This window comes from Streptomyces sp. NPDC046862, from assembly GCF_040704615.1.
Classification (GTDB): domain Bacteria; phylum Actinomycetota; class Actinomycetes; order Streptomycetales; family Streptomycetaceae; genus Streptomyces.
In genome coordinates, this window is the sequence record NZ_JBEYXP010000009.1 from 69,155 (window position 1) to 86,367 (window position 17,213).

Annotated in this window: 14 protein-coding genes; 8 read left to right on the forward strand and 6 right to left on the reverse strand. The window is 71.6% G+C overall.

What is annotated here, in order from left to right; genetic code table 11:
• Positions 1–636: 636 nt before the first annotated feature.
• Together AB0959_RS12225 and abc-f are read right to left on the reverse strand one after the other, a co-directional pair.
• Positions 637–1,587 carry a phosphotransferase gene (locus tag AB0959_RS12225; RefSeq protein ID WP_366826278.1) on the reverse strand — a complete coding sequence of 317 codons (951 nt, stop codon included), beginning with the start codon at positions 1,585–1,587 and terminating at the stop codon, positions 637–639.
• A gap of 70 nt (positions 1,588–1,657) precedes the next feature.
• Entirely contained in the window at positions 1,658–3,304 is a 1,647-nt protein-coding gene (gene abc-f / locus AB0959_RS12230; RefSeq protein WP_366826280.1) for a ribosomal protection-like ABC-F family protein, read from the reverse strand.
• A gap of 242 nt (positions 3,305–3,546) precedes the next feature.
• Here abc-f and AB0959_RS12235 point away from each other — a divergent pair, with 242 nt between their 5' ends.
• Together AB0959_RS12235 and AB0959_RS12240 are read left to right on the forward strand one after the other, a co-directional pair.
• The gene (locus AB0959_RS12235) at positions 3,547–4,698 is read left to right on the forward strand and encodes a hypothetical protein (protein ID WP_366826281.1); all 1,152 of its coding nucleotides are present in this window, start codon (positions 3,547–3,549) and stop codon (positions 4,696–4,698) included.
• Between the two features lie 18 nt (positions 4,699–4,716).
• Positions 4,717–5,397, forward strand: a complete 681-nt coding sequence (locus AB0959_RS12240) for an HAD-IA family hydrolase (RefSeq protein ID WP_366826282.1) — start codon at positions 4,717–4,719, stop codon at positions 5,395–5,397.
• A 95-nt stretch (positions 5,398–5,492) separates the two neighbouring features.
• Here the strand turns inward: AB0959_RS12240 and AB0959_RS12245 are convergent, their stop codons facing one another.
• Entirely contained in the window at positions 5,493–6,428 is a 936-nt protein-coding gene (locus AB0959_RS12245) for an LLM class F420-dependent oxidoreductase (protein ID WP_366826283.1), read from the reverse strand.
• Positions 6,429–6,463: 35 nt separating this feature from the next.
• Positions 6,464–7,714, reverse strand: a complete 1,251-nt coding sequence (locus AB0959_RS12250; RefSeq protein WP_366826284.1) for an amidohydrolase family protein — start codon at positions 7,712–7,714, stop codon at positions 6,464–6,466.
• 286 nt (positions 7,715–8,000) lie between these two features.
• On the opposite strand from AB0959_RS12250, the gene AB0959_RS12255 reads away from it, so the two are divergent.
• The 3 genes from AB0959_RS12255 (at position 8,001) to AB0959_RS12265 (ending at position 12,272) form a co-directional block, all read left to right on the forward strand.
• Positions 8,001–11,003 carry a BTAD domain-containing putative transcriptional regulator gene (locus AB0959_RS12255; protein WP_366826286.1) on the forward strand — a complete coding sequence of 1,001 codons (3,003 nt, stop codon included), beginning with the start codon at positions 8,001–8,003 and terminating at the stop codon, positions 11,001–11,003.
• 218 nt (positions 11,004–11,221) lie between these two features.
• Positions 11,222–11,458, forward strand: coding sequence for a hypothetical protein (locus tag AB0959_RS12260; RefSeq protein WP_366826287.1), 237 nt, complete (start codon positions 11,222–11,224; stop codon positions 11,456–11,458).
• Between the two features lie 178 nt (positions 11,459–11,636).
• Entirely contained in the window at positions 11,637–12,272 is a 636-nt protein-coding gene (locus AB0959_RS12265) for a hypothetical protein (protein ID WP_366826288.1), read from the forward strand.
• Between the two features lie 96 nt (positions 12,273–12,368).
• On the opposite strand, the gene AB0959_RS12270 is transcribed toward AB0959_RS12265, so the two are convergent.
• Entirely contained in the window at positions 12,369–13,988 is a 1,620-nt protein-coding gene (locus AB0959_RS12270; protein WP_366826289.1) for a FadD3 family acyl-CoA ligase, read from the reverse strand.
• A 127-nt stretch (positions 13,989–14,115) separates the two neighbouring features.
• On the opposite strand from AB0959_RS12270, the gene AB0959_RS12275 reads away from it, so the two are divergent.
• From AB0959_RS12275 to AB0959_RS12285, 3 genes are read left to right on the forward strand one after another with little or no spacing between them, the layout of a single operon-like run.
• A complete protein-coding gene (locus tag AB0959_RS12275) occupies positions 14,116–15,264 on the forward strand; it encodes a lipid-transfer protein (RefSeq protein ID WP_366826290.1) in 1,149 nt (382 codons plus the stop codon).
• A gap of 11 nt (positions 15,265–15,275) precedes the next feature.
• Positions 15,276–15,692 (forward strand): OB-fold domain-containing protein, encoded by a 417-nt coding sequence (locus tag AB0959_RS12280; RefSeq protein WP_366826291.1) that lies wholly within the window; start codon positions 15,276–15,278, stop codon positions 15,690–15,692.
• The gene (locus AB0959_RS12285) at positions 15,689–16,480 is read left to right on the forward strand and encodes an enoyl-CoA hydratase/isomerase family protein (RefSeq protein ID WP_366826293.1); all 792 of its coding nucleotides are present in this window, start codon (positions 15,689–15,691) and stop codon (positions 16,478–16,480) included. The genes AB0959_RS12280 and AB0959_RS12285 overlap by 4 nt, the downstream gene beginning before the upstream one ends.
• Positions 16,481–16,511: 31 nt before the next feature.
• Here the strand turns inward: AB0959_RS12285 and AB0959_RS12290 are convergent, their stop codons facing one another.
• Positions 16,512–17,072 (reverse strand): hypothetical protein, encoded by a 561-nt coding sequence (locus AB0959_RS12290; protein WP_366826294.1) that lies wholly within the window; start codon positions 17,070–17,072, stop codon positions 16,512–16,514.
• Between the last annotated feature and the right edge of the window lie 141 nt (positions 17,073–17,213).

A 17,213-nucleotide genomic window follows, 5' to 3' on the forward strand; every position in this document is an offset into this window, starting at 1 on the left:
GTGGGCAGTTGCCCGTGTCGCCGCCCTGGTACCCGCGCCGGAGGCACCCGGCACCGCCGCCGCACCATGGCATCCGGCGCCGCGTTCGCCGTACGGCTTTGACGGACCCCTCGATGGAACCGCATCCGCCCTGGTCCGCCCCTACGTCGAGGCCACAGCGTGAGGGGCGCGAGGAACCGGCCGCGTGAGGCGAGGCCGCCTGAGGCGAGGTGGTCGGTGAAGGCGGGGCGGTACCCCGAGGCCGGGGTGTCGCAACTGACCATCCGTACCTACCGAATCGGTCCCGACGGCGAACGCCTCGGTCCGGAACAGCACCACACCGTCGCGAGCGAACACGACCCCGATCGGCTGCCGCAGTCGCTCCCGTGGCCGCCGTGCCGCTGCCCCCGTTGCCGGGCGGGAGGCGGCCCAGCACCCCACTGACAGCGCCGCGACCAGCCTCCCGCCCTTGCCTCTCCACACGCGGGACGCTGACCCCTGCACCTGGAATGTGACAGGTCTCCGAGATCTGTCACATTCCGCGAAACACCTACCTCCTCACTACAGCAACGGACCCACCTCGGCACCGGGCGGGCTTCAGTACTTGCCCCCCATCAGATGGGGTCCATGGCCCTGGGCATGTGCACTCGCCGCTTGTCAGTCGGCCAATCCGCCGGCGAGCGGCATCGTCCGCCATTGGTCGACGGCCGGTTTCAAGTAGTCCATCAGCACGGGCAGTTGAGGTACGAGCGTGAGGGAGGCGATGGCCCGCAGCATCCCCACGGCGTTCACGAAGCTCAGGACGCCCTCGCTCAACTGCCTCATACCGTTGCGCTCGGCGCCGCGGTTGTAGGCGGATTCGAGTTCGGGCCCCAGAGCGGCCAGGTCCCACTCGACGGGGCCCAACGTGACCAGCTCGAAGTCGGCGTAGAGGTCCCCGTCCACCCCGGAGAAGATGTTCGCGGGCGGGGAGTCACCGTGGATGGGCTGGAGCTCGATCCCCGGAAAGGCTGTTTCGAACGCCGCTCGTGAGCGCACGAGAGGTTCCAGGACCCGCCACTCGCGGCGTGCGCGGTCCAGGTCGGCCGGACCGACGAGGTCGGGGCGCTCTTCGAGCAGAGCGAGGCTTTCCGTGATGAACCGCGGTTCGGCCGCGGACAGGAACGACAGCCGGCCCGGGTACGCGCGCAGCGCGGCGTGCAGGTCGGCAACGCTTTCGGAGTTCGTCACGTAGTCGGCCTCCTTGTCCCGGTCCTCCTCGACGAACGGCCAGAACGTCATCGAGAACCCACCGCGTTGAACGGGTTCCCGTGGCACGAGAGGGCTCGGGGGGATCACGGGGGTTCCCTGGTCCGCGAGCCACCGTGTCACGTCCAGTTCCGCCTGCTGGCGGCGCGCCTGGGAATCGAGGTCCGCGGAGGGCGGCAGGACGGTGGGGATCCGGGCCACGACCGGTGAGGGCGCGAGGTGGACGACGACGGAGAACAGCTCATAGAGCACCTTGGCGTCCGTCACCGTGAGTCCGAGCTCGCGCCCCGCTCCGACAGCCGCGTCGACTGCGGCGGAGGTGCGGCGGGCGATGTGTTGCGGTGTCAGGAAATCAGTCATGGCTGTTTTTCCTTCCATCTCGTGGAGTGGGTGTCGTCGAGTGGGACTCTCGACGCTCGGGGGGAACCGGTCAGCACCTGCGTCCGCCGCGCAGCTCCAGCCGCTCCCCCGGGAACCGTTCGCGGAAGCCGCGGTCGTGGGAGACCACGACCACCGCTCCCGGGTACGCGGCGAGCGCGGCCTCCAGGTCCTCGACCAGGTCGAGCGCGATGTGGTTCGTCGGCTCGTCGAGGACGAGAAGGTCGGCGGGCCGGGTCACCAGGCGGGCGATCTGAAGCCGTCGCCGCTGTCCCGCCGACAGCGCCGCGACCGGGACGTGCAGGTCCTCCTCACGGAACAGCCCTAGCATCAGCAACTGTTCGGTGTGCTCCTCCGGCAGCCCGGGCCTGCCGGCCGCGAAGGCGGCGAGCAGCGGGAGGCGGGTGGAGCGCGCGGGCAGTTCCTGCGCCAGGTACCCGATCCGGGCAGGGCGGCGCACCGTCCCCGCATCCGGCTCCAGGTCGCCGGCCAGGACGCGCAGCAGCGTCGTCTTGCCCGCCCCGTTCTCACCCGTGACCAGCAGCCGCTGCCCGGGGAGGACGGCCAATGCCCCGTCCAGACGCAGCCGTTCGCCGACCGCCACGCCGTCGAGCTCGGCGAGCGGGCCCTCGGCAGGATGCGCGCCGCCCACCGCCGACAGCGCCGCCGTGAACCGCAGCGGCTCCGGCGGCGCCGCCACGGGGTTGCGCCGCAGCTGGGCCAGCCGATCCCGGGCCGCCCGCACCTGCCCGCCGAGCTTCGCCTCGTGGGAGCGGCGGTGCTTGCCGAAGCCCTGCCGGGGGTCCTTGCCGGTGGTGGCCAGCCGCTTCCCGGCGGCCTCGACCAGCTCCTCGGTACGGGCCACCTCCTCGACCCAGTCCGCGTGCTCCTGCTCCGCCCGGCGTCGGGCGGCGGCCTTCGCGGTGCGGTAGCCGGCCCAGCCGTCGCCGTACCGGAGCACCGTGCGCGCGTCCCGGTCCACTTCGAGGATCGTGGTGGCGACGCGCTCCAGGAAGCCGCGGTCGTGAGTGACCGCGACGACGGTGCCGCGGTGCGCGCGCAGGTGGTCACCGAGCCAGCGCACGGCCGCCGCGTCGAGGTGGTTCGTCGGCTCGTCGAGGAGCAGCAGCTCGGGAGCCGCGGCCAGCACACAGGCGAGCGCGAGCCGCCCCTGCTCACCGCCGGAGAGCGAGCCGAGCACGCGGTCCCGGGTGACAGCGGCGAGCCCGAGCCCGTGCAGGGCGGCGTCCACGCGGGCGTCCGCCTCGTATCCGCCGCGTTCCTCGTACGCGGTCAACAGCTCGCCGTACGCGGCGAGTTCATCGTCCGAGGCCTCACCGAGGCGCTCCTCGGCCGTGCGCAGCCGGCGCTCCATCTCGCGCAGTTCGACGAGGGCGAGATCGACGGCGTCCTGCACGGTGCGGTCCGGGTCGAGTTCGAGGGTCTGGGCGAGGTGGCCGGTGCCACCGGGAAAGCCGACGGTGATCTCCCCGGCGTCCGGCACCTCGGCCGCGGCCAGCAGCCGCAGCAGGGTGGACTTGCCGGAGCCGTTCTCGCCGATGACGGCGGCCTTCTCGCCCGGCCGGACGGTGAAGGAGACCTGGTCGAGGATGGTCCGGGTGCCGTAGGACTTGGTGACGTCCTTGACGGACAGCTGCGCCACGGCAGCGAGTACGGCGGTATGGGCGCGTTCGGGCATGCGACTTCCCCTGGTGATGCGAAGGGTCCACGGGCGGCGGAAACGGCGGCATCGGCCGTGCCCGGACTCAGAGGAAGTAGAGGAAAGCCATACCCTCACCTTAACAAGACGAGCCGTCTCGTCTCAAGCGAGGGGAGGAGTGCGGGTGTGGGGCCGGTGTGCGGCCGCTGCGGCGCACGGAAAAACCGTTGGCCGTCCGCCGCCCAGCTGCGAAAATGCCTCTATTTCCCAGCGGAGGGTATTTGTTCGTCTTCGTGTGTGCGGGGTGCGGCGCCAGGCTGACCACTCCCCTGTCCCAGGTCGCCCTGCCGGTCCACGCTCATCAGAAGTACGGGAACGGGATTCAGTTGCCGGTGCTCATGGAGTCGGGCACGTTCGCCGTGGACCCGGAGCCCTGGGGGCCGCCGTGGCGGACGTGGGAGGAGATCGACCCGGACGAGGCGGCGGCCCGCGGCATCCACGCGCCGGTCCCCGCCCTGTCCGGCGGCACGCCCGGCGCGATCGTCATATCGCCCGGAGATGCCCGCGGCACCCTGCTCATCCCGGAGAACGCCGGCGGCTACTGCTGCGGCCTCGACGGGGCCGACGGTCCCAACATGGCCTGCGAGACGTGCGGCCTGGCCGTGGCCAGCCGGATCGACGACTGCTCGCTCTGGCAGGCCGTGTGGCTCGCCCCGGACGCCGTGCGCCGCCTCCCCGCCGACGGCTCCGAAGCCGCACCGCTCTCCTGGGAGGAGCTCACGGCGGAGGGAAAGCGCACGCCCCCGTTCGAGCCGATCGCCACCTGGGGATCGCGCCTCGGGTTGGACCACTGGTGGTCATGGAGCCCACGGTGGGAGGCGGCTGCCGGGCGGGCGCTCGCCCACCTGCTGGCGGCCTCGGAAGGCCGGCCGGTGACCGTCCCGGACGGCCTGCTCAAGGAGGTGTTCCAACGCGCCCTCGACGCCCTGCTGCCCGCGGGTCCGCCGGCGCGACGAGCCGTCCTGGCCGGACCGGGACTGCCCGCCTCCGACGCGGACGCCGACATGCTCCTCGTGCCGACCCATCCGCAGACGGGGCAGACCTGGACTCCGACCGGACCGACCGGGCTGGCCGGGCTCGCCGGGCTCGCCGGGCCGGCCGGACCGACCGCCCCGGGGTACCCAGTGCCGCTGCCGTTCGGGGTGTGGCTGTGGCTGGCCTTCCCCGAACCGCACCTGCCCGACCCCGCGTCGGGCGGCATGCCCGACGGCGTCCTCCGCGACGACCCGCCCGCGCCGCGCCCTCATCGCCTGTTCCGGGCCGACCCCGGAGCGTTCCAGCACACCCTGGCCCGGCTGCCCGCTGTCCGCAGCCCATGGCTGCGCGAGATCCTCGAGAACCTCACGCAACACATGCGGGCCCGCCTCTTCTAGTGGAGCCAGACTGGGCGGGTGACGACTCGACCAGCTTCTTCCGCGACTCCGCGTGCTGTCCTCTTCGACTCGGGCGGTGTTCTGATGCGGCCGATCGGCGGCCGTTGGAACCCGCGAGCCGACTTCGAGGAGACCGTCCTCGTCCATGCCCCGTCCATCACACCGCAGCAGTTCGCCACGGCCATCGCCGCGGGCGACCACTTCTTCGCCACCTCGTCATCGACACCCGACTACGACGACTACCACCGGGTCGTGCTCCGTCATCTCGGCGTGGACGCGACCTCGGAGCTGCTGACCGACTTGCGACGCGAGGTTCCACCGTCCAAGTTCCTGGAGACGTACCCGGACGTCGAAGAGACCCTCGAAGAGCTGAGGCGACGGGGAGTGCGGCTGGCCGTGGTGTCGGATGCCTGGCCCAACCTGCCAGACCTCCACGCAGGACTCGGGATCGGCCGCTTCTTCGAGGCGTACGCGATCTCCGCCGTCCTCAACTGCACCAAGCCGGACCCGCGCATGTACCACCACGCCAGCACCGTGCTGGGCCTCGCTCCTGAGCAATGCCTGTTCGTCGACGACGACCCTGACCTGGTGGCCGCGGCCATCGGACTCGGCTATGCCGGTCGCGCGATGTGCCGGGACTCGACCGTTTCCGACCTGCCTTACCTCACCTCCCTGACGGAACTGCTGGATCTCTTCTGACACCTCTCGCACGGTCAGCCGCTGCCCCCGTTCCCAGACCGGAGACGGCCCAGAACGCCCGGCTGCCAACACCACGACCGGCGCACGCTCCTCCCCTACAGCAACGGCCCCACCTCACCCCCGAACGCGGCCATCTGGTCGGTGAGTTCCGAACGGCTCCGGCTCCGGAACCGCACCTGGATCTGGTCCACGCCCATCGCCCGGTACGCCCGCAGCGACTCGGCGAGCGCTTCGGGGGTGCCCGTGAGCGTGCGCCGGCCGACGTCCCAGCCGGGCTTGCCCACGTACAGCGGCTCCGTGATGGCGCCCACGACGAACGGGCCCTCCACGCCGGCCCGTTCGCGTAGTTCCCGGAGCCTGGCGATCTGACCCGGCAGCCGGTCGCGCGGGTCGCCCTGTGGCAGCCAGCCCTCACCCTTGAGCGCGGCTCGGCGGACGGCGGGCGGGGAGGAGCCGCCGACCCACACGGGGACGCGCTCCTGCGCGGGGCGTGGGCGCTGGCCCAGTCCCTCGAAGTCGTACGCCTTGCCGTGGTGGGCCGGGAACTCCTCGGGACCGAGGGCCGCCCGGAGCGCGTCGACGGTCTCGTCCAGGAGCGCGCCCCGGTCGGCGAAGTCCACACCCAGCGCCTCGAACTCCTCCGGTACGTGCCCGGCGCCGACCCCGAGGATCAGCCGTCCGCCGGAGAGGTGGTCGAGGGTCGCGTACTGCTTGGCCGTGAGGAGGGGGTGGCGGAGGCCGACGATCGCCACGTGGCTGAGCAGGTGGACGCGTTCGGTGACGGCGGCCAGGAAGGCGAGCGTGGCGACCGGGTCGTACCAGACGGTGCTCATCGCGGACGCGAGGCGGCGCGGGATGGCGACGTGGTCGCAGCTCGCGATGTACGCGAAGCCGGAGCGGTCTGCGGTGCGGGCGATGTCGGCGAGGTCGTCCGGACCGGCGTCGGCCTCCCAGGGCTCGGCGTAGAGCGTGGACTGGGACTGGACGGGGAGCTGCATTCCGTACTGCAGCCCGGCGCCTGAGGGGGGCATTGAGGGGGCCGTTGAGGGGGCCGTTGAGGGGGTGCTCACCGCGCACCACCGGGGCCGGGCCACAGGCCGTCGTCCGTCAGCCCCAGCAGGTCGATGGCGTTGCGCCGGACGATCCGGTCGACCACCTCCGGGTCCAGGTGGCCCATCTGGGACTCGCCGACCTGGCGGGACTCGGGCCAGGTGGAGTCGGAGTGGGGGTAGTCGGTCTCGTACAGGACGTTGCCGACGCCGATGGAGTCCAGGTTGCGGAGCCCGAAGGCGTCGTCGAAGAAGCAGCCGTAGACGTGCTCGGTGAACAGTTCGGACGGCGGGCGGTGGACCTTGTCGGCGACGCCGCCCCAGCCGCGGTTCTCCTCCCAGACGACGTCCGCGCGCTCCAGGATGTACGGGATCCAGCCGATCTGGCCCTCCGCGTACATGACCTTGAGGTTCGGGAAGCGTTCGAACTTGCCGCTCATCAGCCAGTCCACCATCGAGAAGCAGCAGTTGGCGAAGGTGATGGTGGAGCCGACGGCGGGCGGGGCGTCGGCCGACGTGGACGGCATCTTGCTCGATGAGCCGATGTGCATGGCGATGACGGTGCCGGTCTCGTCGCAGGCGGCGAGCAACGGGTCCCAGTCGTCGCCGTGCACGGAGGGCAGGCCGAGGAAGGGCGGGATCTCGGAGAAGGCGACGGCCCGTACGCCTCGTGCGGCGTTGCGGCGGACCTCGGCGGCGGCGAGTTCGGCGTCCCAGAGGGGGATGAGGGTGAGGGGGATCAACCGGCCCCGCGCGTCGGGGCCGCACCACTCCTCCACCATCCAGTCGTTGTAGGCCCGGACGCCGAGCAGTCCCAGTTCGTGGTCCTGCGCCTCGGTGAAGGTCTGGCCGCAGAAGCGCGGGAAGGTGGGGAAGCACACGGCCGACTGCACGTGGTTCACGTCCATGTCGGCGAGGCGCTGCTTGACGTCGTACGAGCCGGGGCGCATCTGCTCGTACGTGATGACCTCGAGCTTGATCTCGTCCCTGTCGTACCCGACGGCGGTGTCGAGGCGGGTGAGGGGGCGGTGCAGGTCCTCGTAGACCCACCAGTCGCCGATGGGGCCGTCGTCGCCGGGGGAGCCCATGACGGGCTTGAACCGGCCGCCGAGGAAGGTCATTTCCTTCAGGGGCGCGCGGACTATGCGGGGGCCGATGTCGCGGTACTTCTTCGGCAGGCGGTCCTGCCAGACGTTCGGGGGCTCCACCGTGTGGTCGTCGACGGAGATGATCTTCGGGAAGGGGGAAGTGGTCTCGGTCGTGTCCATACGGGCACGGTAGCGCTGATCTGACGATGCGTCAGCTAGCGTGCGAGCGGTAGCTGACGCGTCGTCGGTCATTGCGGCGGCGGGTCGCGCACAGCAACCGTTTGGTCGTGTACATGGCTGGACCTCGCCGTACGCGTGGCCAGATCGCGTGCGGCCGCGTGAGGAGACGTTGTGTAAACCTTGTGCCGTCCCGTGCGGCGGCCTGTGATCGGTGCCCCCCACGGCTGACGCATCCGCCGCGCACAAGGCAGACTGGCGTAGTTGTCAGGGAGACCAGGGGGCGGCGATGGACGACCTTGTACCGCGAGTGCCTGAGCAGCGAGGTCCCGAGGACGCTCGGCAACCGGCTGCCGAGGCACCGGCGGGGTTGCGTTTCAGCGTGCTCGGCCCGGTGCGCGCCTGGCGCGGTACGGAGCCCCTGCCCACCGGTTCGCCCCAGCAGCGCGCCCTGTTGGCCGCGCTGCTGCTCCGCGAGGGCCGTACGGCCACGGCGGGCGAGCTGATCGACGCGCTGTGGGGCGACGAGCCGCCCTCCCAGGCCCTGGCCGCCGTCCGCACCTACGCCTCGCGGCTGCGCAAGGTCCTCTCCCCCGGCGTGCTGGTCAGCGAGTCGGGCGGTTACGCCATCCGTCTCGCCGACCAGCACACCGAGTCGGACGTGGACGGCTCCCTCGACCTGGCTTTGGCCCAGCAGCTGGCGGCCGACGCGGAGAAGGCGAAGGCGGCCGGCGACCTGTGCCACGCCCGCGCCCTGCTGAACAAGGCGCTGAGCCTGTGGGACGGCGAGGTCCTCGCGAGCCTCCCCGGCCCGTACGCGGAGACCCAGCGGGCGCGGCTGGACGAGTGGCGTCTGCAGCTCGTCGAGAGCCGTATGGACATGGACCTCGAACAGGGCTGCCACGCGGAGGCGGTCTCGGAGCTGACGGCCCTGACGGCGGCGCACCCCCTGCGGGAACGGCTGCGCGAGCTGCTCATGCTGGCCCTGTACCGCAGCGGGCGCCAGGCCGAGGCCCTCGCCGTGTACGCGGACACGCGGCGGCTGCTCGCGGACGAGCTGGGCGTGGACCCGCGCCCGGGGCTGAGAGAACTCCAGCAACGCATCCTCCAGGCCGACCCGGCCCTGGCGGAGCCCTCGGCCCCGCTGTCCCCGGAGCCCGCGGCCGCACCGGTCCGCCCGGCGCAACTGCCCGCGAGCGTCCCGGACTTCACGGGCCGGACCTCCTTCGTGTCCGAACTGGGCGAGGTGCTGTCGGCGGCCTCGGCGCCCGAGGGCCGGGTGATGGCGGTGTCCGCGCTGGCGGGCATAGGCGGGGTGGGCAAGACGACGCTGGCCGTCCATGTCGCGCACCGGGCCCGTACGGCCTTCCCGGACGGGCAGCTGTACGTGGACCTCCAGGGCGCGGGCTCGCGGGCGGCGGAACCGGAGACGGTGCTGGGCGCGTTCCTGCGGGCCCTCGGAGTCGCCGACGCCTCGATCCCGGACTCGCTGGAGGAGCGGGCGGCCCTGTACCGCTCGATCCTGGACGGCCGACGGATCCTGGTCCTGCTGGACAACGCCCGGGACGCGGCCCAGGTACGGCCCCTGCTGCCCGGCACCGAGGGCTGTGCGGCGCTGGTGACATCACGTGTGCGGATGGTCGACCTGGCCGGGGCGCACCTGGTGGACCTGGACGTGATGTCCCCCGAGGAGGCACTGCAGCTCTTCACGAAGATCGTGGGCGAGGAGCGGATGGCCTCGGAGCGGAAGGCCGCGCTGGACGTGGTGGCGGCGTGCGGTTTCCTGCCGCTGGCGATCCGCATCGCCGCGTCCCGGCTGGCGGCCCGCCGCACGTGGACGGTCTCGGTCCTCGCGGCCAAGCTGGCGGACGAGCGGCGCCGGCTGGACGAACTCCAGGCCGGCGACCTGGCGGTGAAGGCCACCTTCGAGCTGGGGTACGGGGCGCTGGAGCCGGCGCAGGCCCGCGCCTTCCGGCTGCTCGGGCTGGCCGACGGCCCGGACATCTCGCTGGCGGCCGCCGCTGCCGTACTGGACCTCCCGGCCGAGGACACGGAGGACCTGCTGGAGGCCCTCGTGGACACCTCCCTGCTGGAGTCGGCGGCCCCGGGCCGCTACCGCTTCCACGATCTCGTACGGCTCTACGCGCGTGCATGCGCCGAACGGGACGAACAGCCGCCGAGTGAGAGGGACTCGGCGATGTCGCGGTTGCTGGACTTCTATCTGGCTACGGCGGCGGAGGTGTACGCCATCGAGCGGCCGGGGGACCGGCTGGTCGATCACCTGGCGACGGCGGAGTACCCCGGGCTGCGCTTCGCCGAGGGGGGCGCCGCGCTCGACTGGTTGTACACCGAGGCCGCGCCTCTGTTGGCGTGCGTACGGCAGGCGGCCGGTACGGACCGGTTGCGGCGGGCGGTGGATCTGCTGTGGGCGTCCAAGGACCTGACCGAGTCGGGGGCCAACTCCCACCAGTACGAGAACACGGCCAGGGCGATGTGCGAGGCCACTCGGGCATCGGGCGACGCGCGTGCGGAGGGCAGGGCGCGGACGACACTCACCAATGTCCTGCTGGTCTCCGGCCGCATCCAGCAGGCCGCCGAGCAGGCTCAACTCGCCCTGGAACTCGCCGCGTCCGCGCAGGACGCCATGGCCATGAGCTGGGCGGCCAACGACCGGGGGCTCACCTTCCTGCACCAGGAGCAGTACGCGGACGGCAAGCCGTTCTTCGAGCGGTCGATCGAGGGGTACGGTGCGATCGGCAACCGGCCTCTCGAAGCACTCAGCCTCTGCAACCTCTCGCGTGCCCACCTGGGCATGGGGAACATCACCAAGGCGGTGGAGATCGCACAGCGCGCCCTCACGGCCTACCTGGAGATCGGCCAGACCCTGCGCCTGGCCAACGGCCACTTCACCCTGGGCATCGCGCTGAACATGGCAGGTCGTCATGCCGAGGCCCTCAACCAGTTCTCCGACGCCCTGTCCGTCTTCGGCAGCCACAGACAGCGGCTGTGGGAGGGCACGACCAACTATCGGATCGCCCAGGTGCACCTGGCCGCCCGTCGCCCCGCACAGTCTGCCCAGCACGCCGAGCAGGCACTCGCGCTCGGCTGCATCGGCGGCGACCGGATGCAGGGCAGCGTGCTGACCCTCCTGGGCCGGGCGCTCACCATGCTGGGGCAGGTCGACCGGGCCACGGCCTGCTGGCGCGAGGCACTCAACCTCTACGAGCAGAACGGCGGCGGCGCCCAGGCCAAGGAGGTGCGCGCGCTGCTCACGCCCGCCTCGGCGGCATGAGCATCGCGTTCTCCCGCCGGGCGGTTCCGGACGTTCAGCATTCGTTTATCTCCACCCGGCACAGTTGTACCTGTCACACCGTCGCGTCGGGGGGCAGACGGTCTGACCAGGGGCCCTACCGGTTAAGGTGCGGCTCCGGACGCCCGTCCAGCAACCCTCGGGGGAGTTTCTGGACGGGCGTTTCTCACTCGTCCCCGCAACACAGAGGACTCAAGCCCATGAGCGACGAGAAGCAGGACACCGACGTCACGACGCAGGACAACGGCATGCCCACCCCGCCCGCCAAGGACGCGGACGTCACCACGCTCGACAACGGCATGCCCACTCCGCCCGCCTCGGACCAGGACATCACGACGATGGACAACGGGATGCCCAGCGAGCCCGCGGACATCCGGACGATGGACAACGGCATGCCCACCCCGCCCGCCTCCCTGGGCCTCGACGGCGGCAAGTAAAGACCTTCATCCCGACGGGGATCGGCCGCGGCGGCGCGGAGGGGGAGCCGCCGCGGCCGAGTCGTGTTCGGGCACGGCCGACCGGACCGTCGACCGGACCGTCGACCGGAGCGAACCCCTCCACCGTCTCCCGCGTCCCAGTAGCGCCCGATGTGGACGCAGAGCAGCAGGGGGAGACATGACCAGGCGCAGGATCACCAGGGGCGCGGTGGGCGCCACGGCCGCGGTGCTGGCGCTCGGCGCGCTGCAGGGCGCCAGTGCCGTCGGGGCGGACAGGGAGACCGAGGGGGTCGGCTCCTCGTCCTCCGCGACCACGACGTCCAAGGTGTGCGTCGGGACGCAGCCCGAAGGGCGACTGCCCAGCTGGGGACCCAAGGGCAGCTACCCGGACGACACTCCGCTGTACCGGACGCTGGCGTACGTCGACAAGCGGGCCAAGGACCGGCCCGGCATCTTCACCGGCCTCGCGATCGACGACGAGAACCTGGCCCTCGACGTCTACCGCGTCCCCGGCCACGCGCAGGAGAAGTTCGACGCCGACATCTGCGGCACCGCGGAGAAGGGTGTGACCCTTCGCCTGTACGACACCGACGTGACCGAGCGGGGGCTCAAGCGGCTCGTCGACCGGATCAGCGGCGACATGGAGCGCTGGAAGGGCACGTTCATGATCTGGTCGGTCGGCATGGACAGCCACCGCGTGCACGTGGGCGTGTCCGACGTCGCGAAGGCCGAGCCGATCCTGAGGGAGACCTACGGTGAGGAGCTCATGAAGCACATCGTGGTGGAGCAGGAGGAGCAGGCCTCCATCGATTGATTGCTTCTGTCCCCGTCCGTTGATTGCTCCTGTCCCCGTCCGCCGCAGGCGACCCGCCTGCCACAGAAGGTCGAATCCGCCGGACGCGACGTCCTGTCAGCCGGCCCGCCCCCGCAGCTCCCCCTTCACCACCTTCCCGCTCGCGTTCCGCGGCAGCTCGGCCACGAAGTGGACCGACCGTGGCACCTTGTAGTTCGCCATCTCGCGGCGGGACCAGGCGATCAGGTCGTCCGCGGTCGTCACGGCGCCCGGCCGCCGGACCACGAACGCCTTGCCGACCTCGCCGAGACGCGGGTCCGGGACGCCGATCACGGCCGCGTCCGCCACGTCGGGGTGGAGCATGAGGAGTTGCTCTATCTCGGCCGGGTACGCGTTGAAGCCGCCGACGATGAACATGTCCTTGATCCGGTCGGTGATGCGGAGGTTGCCCTCCTCGTCCAGGACCCCCACGTCGCCGGTCCTCAGCCAGCCGTCCGGCGTGAGCGCCCTCGCGGTCTCGGCCGGGTCCTCGAAGTAGCCCCGCATGACGTTGAAGCCGCGGACCAGGATCTCGCCGGGCACACCCGCGGGTGCCGGCGTGCCCGAGGGGCGCACCACCCGTATCTCCGTTCCCGGAATCGCCCGGCCGGACGTCGACGCGATCACCCCCGCCTCGTCCCCGCGCCGGCACATCGTCACGATCCCGCTGGCCTCGGACAGGCCGTACGCGGTGAGGACCGTTTCCACTCTCAGCTCCGTGCGCAGCCGCTCGACGAGTTGGAGCGGGACGACCGCGGCCCCGGTCACCACCAGCCGCAGCGCCGAGAGGTCGTGGTCGTCGCGGGAGGGGTGGTCCAGGAGCGACTGGTGGAGGGTCGGCGGGCCGGGGAGGACGGAGACGCGTTCCGAGGCGATGTTCGCGAGCGCCGTGTTCACGTTGAACACCGGCTGCGGGATCATCGTCGCTCCCCGCATCAGACAGGCCAGCACGCCCGCCTTGTAGCCGAAGGTGTGGAAGAAGGGGTTCACGATCAGATAGCGGTCGCCCTGCCTGAGGCCGGCCAGGTCGCTCCACGCCTCGTACGCGCGGAGTGTCTGCGCGTGGGTGATCACCGCGCCCTTGGGGCGGCCGGTCGTGCCCGAGGTGTAGACGATGTCCGAGGGGGAGTCACCGGACAGGGCCCTCTCGCGCTCGCGCACCCGCGCCGCCGACACCCCGTCGCCGCTCGCCAGGAAGTCCTTCCAGGTGCGGAAGTCGGCCGGCGCGTCCTCGGCGAGGACCACGACCTGTTCCAGGTGAGGGAGAGCGGGAAGCGGGCCGGGCCCGTGTCCCAGTCTGGTCGCCCGGCGCAGCGACGCGACGTACGAGGTGCCGAGGAAGGTGCCCGTGATGAACAGCAGCTTCGCGCGGCTGCGTTCGAGGACGTACGCCGCCTCCGCGCCCTTGAAGCGGGTGTTCAGCGGGACGAGGACCGCGCCCGCCGAGACCGCGCCCAGGGCCGAGACGATCCAGTCGAGGGTGTTCGGCGCCCAGATCGCCACCCTGTCGCCGGTCCGGACGCCGTTGGCGACGCAGGCCGCGGCGGCGCGTTCGACCCGGGCGCCGAGTTCCGCGTACGTCACGCGCGTACGGCCCTCCACCATGGGGCCCTCCACCACGGCCTCGGTCGTGCCGTACCGCTCGGCCGCCGACCGGACCAGTCCGGGAATGCTCCCCCACTCCATGTCACCGCGCACGACCGGCCTCCCAAGCGAGCACAACCCGTAGCTGACTACCCGTCAGATTAGCTGTAGCCTGACGGTCTGTCAGCCGCCCATCACACACAGGGGCACTCAGGGGGCACACCCGTGGAGGTGCGTGCGCATGGCCACCCTCAAGGACGCGACCGCCGTCGTCGGGATCGGACAGACCGCCTTCGCCAGGCAACTTCCCGAGAGCGAGAAGGCGTTGGCGTGCCGGGCGATCCTCTCCGCCCTCCACGACGCCGGGATCGACCCGGGCGAGGTCGACGCGCTCGCCTCCTACACCATGGAGGAGACAGATGAGGTGGAGGTCGGGAAGGCGCTCGGCCTCGGGGACCTCACCTTCTTCAGCAAGGTCGGGTACGGCGGCGGCGGTTCCTGCGCCACCGTCGCGCACCTGGCCGCCGCCGTCGCCACGGGACAGGCGAGCGTCGGGGTCGCCTGGCGGTCACGGAAGAGGGGCTCGGGCCCGCGTCCGTGGAAGAACACAGCCGTCCAACTCCCCACGCCCGCCCAGTGGACGCGCCCCTTCGGCCTGCTCAGGCCGGTCGACGAGATCGCCATGCTCGCCCGCCGCCACATGCACGAGTACGGCACCACACGGGACCACCTGTTCAACGTCGCGCTCGCCTGCCGCAACCGCGCCAACCAGAACCCCGCGGCCATCATGTACGAGCGCCCGCTCACGCGTGACATGTATATGACCTCGCGGTGGATCAGCGAGCCCCTCTGTCTCTTCGACAACTGCCTGGAGACGGACGGCGCGCTGGCCTGCGTCATCGTCTCCGCCGAGCGGGCGCGGGACTGCCGGCACCGGCCCGTGTACGTCCACTCCGCCGCCCAGGGCCTGCCCGCCCAGCACCACGGCATGGTCAACTACTGGAACGACGACCCCCTGACCGGCCCCGCCTGGACCGCCGCCCGCCACCTGTGGAAACACGCCGACTTCGGTCCCGAGGACGTGGACGTCGCCCAGATCTACGACGCGTTCACCGCGCTGATCCCGCTGTCGCTGGAGGGCTACGGGTTCTGCGGGCGGGGCGAAGGCGGCGCCTACACCGAGGGGGGCGCGCTGGAGATCGGCGGGCGGCTGCCGGTCAACACCAGTGGCGGGGGGCTGAGTGAGGCGTACGTGCACGGCTTCAACCTCATCAACGAGGGCGTGAAGCAGTTGCGGGGCACGAGCACCGCCCAGGTCCCGGATGCCGCCACCTGTCTGGTCACGGCCGGCGAGGGAGTCCCGACGTCCGCCCTGTTGCTGCGTACCTGAGGAGCTGAGAGATGCTGACACCTGTCGTGGACGACGACGGCGCACCCTTCTGGGGGTACACCCGCCAGGGCGAGCTGCGGATCCAGGAGTGCGCCGACTGCGGTGAACTCCGCTTCCCGCCCCGCCCCTGCTGCCCGCACTGCCAGTCCTTCGCGAGCGAGTGGCGGGCGATGAGCGGGCACGGGCGCCTCTGGTCGTACGTCGTCCCCCACCCGCCCCTTCTGTCGGACTACGCGGAGCAGGCGCCGTACCCGGTGGTCCTCGTCGAACTGGCCGACGCGCCCCGCATCCGGCTCGTCGGGAACCTGGTCACCGAGGCGGGCGCGCGGCTCGACTCCGTGGCGATGGAGCGCGTGCGGATCGGGGCGCGGGTGCAGGTGGTGTTCGACGGGGAGGGCGTGCCCCAGTGGGTGCTGGAGCGGCCATGAGCACGAGCGATCCGCGCGGCGGTCTGCGGACGGCCGTCGACAAGGACACCGGGGTCGCCGTCCTCACCCTCGACCGGCCCGAGCGCCACAACGCCATCGACCTCACGACGGCGAGCGAACTCGCGGCCGCCTGGCGGGAGTTCCGGTACGACGACACCGTACGGGCCGTCGTCGTCACCGGGGCGGGCGAGCGCGCCTTCTGCACGGGGCTCGACCGGAACGCCGAGGTGCCGCAGCCGAGTTCGCCGTACATGGTCGACGACCCGCTCATCGCGATCGGGCCGAAGGCGAACGACCTGTGGAAGCCGGTGATCGCGGCCGTGGGCGGGATGGCCTGCGGCGGGGCGTTCTACCTCATCGGCGAGGCCGAGTTCGTCGTCGCGGACGAGACGGCGACCTTCTTCGACCCGCACACCACGTACGGGATGGTCAGCGCCTACGAGTCGATCCACCTGGCGCAGCGCATGCCGTCCGGGGAGGTGGCGCGGATGGCGCTCATGGGGACGGCCGAGCGGATGTCCGCGCGGCGGGCCTACGAGGTGGGGCTGGTGTCCGAGGTGACCGCGCCCGGCGAGGCGCTCGCGGCGGCCGTGCGGTGCGCCCGTGTCATCGCCTCGTACCCGGCCGAGGCCGTCCAGGGCACGGTACGGGCCTGCTGGGCGGCCCAGGAGGCGACCCGCGCCCAGGCGCTCGCACACGCGGGGCACCTCGTGTCGCTGGGCAACCTCCCCCCGCGGCGGCAGGCGGAACTGTTCTCCGCCCGCCGCCCGGACTTCAGGACCCGCTAGGGGCGCTAGGGGCGCTCGGGGGCGCTCGGGACTACTCCGAGGTGCGCGTCACGCCGCTCAGGCGGCACGTGCTGCCGTTCACGTCCTGTCCGTCCGTGGGGGCGTAGGCGGCGGCGACGTCCAGGGTGTCGGAGGAACCGGCGGTGACGTACGGGATGGTGGAGTTGCTGGTGCGCACGACGGAACCACTCGGGTCCTTGAACGTGACGCTGAACTCGTAGGTGTACGTCGTGCTCGCGCTGCTGTTGGTGGCACGGACGCGGGCGACGATGCCGCGGGCCGCGTCGAACTCGCAGGTCTCGATCTTCACGTCCTTGGCGGCACTGTTCGACCTGCTGCCGCCCGTGGAGCCGGACGAGACGCCGGAGCCGGACGTGCTCGTGCCGCCCGACGTCGTGGAGTCGTCGTAGTCGTGGTCCTTGCCGACGTCACCGACGTCACCGGTGGTGCTCCCGCCGGCGCCGTCGCCGTGGCTCGAGCTCGACGACGAGGAACTGGAGCCGCAGCCACCGCCGTGGGAGCCGCGGGCTCCGGTGAGGGCGATGACGGCTATGCCGAAGACGGCGACGGCGCGGGCATGACGGAGTTTCACGTTCTTCAACCCCCGTTGAGAACTGGTGTGTTGACATTGCAGCTGCACACGGGCAACGACCCGTTGGCAGGCGCACGTCACATTAGCAGCGCTCAGGGGGCGTTCCGGCCACACCGGACGGCCGTCCACGCGACCTCTACA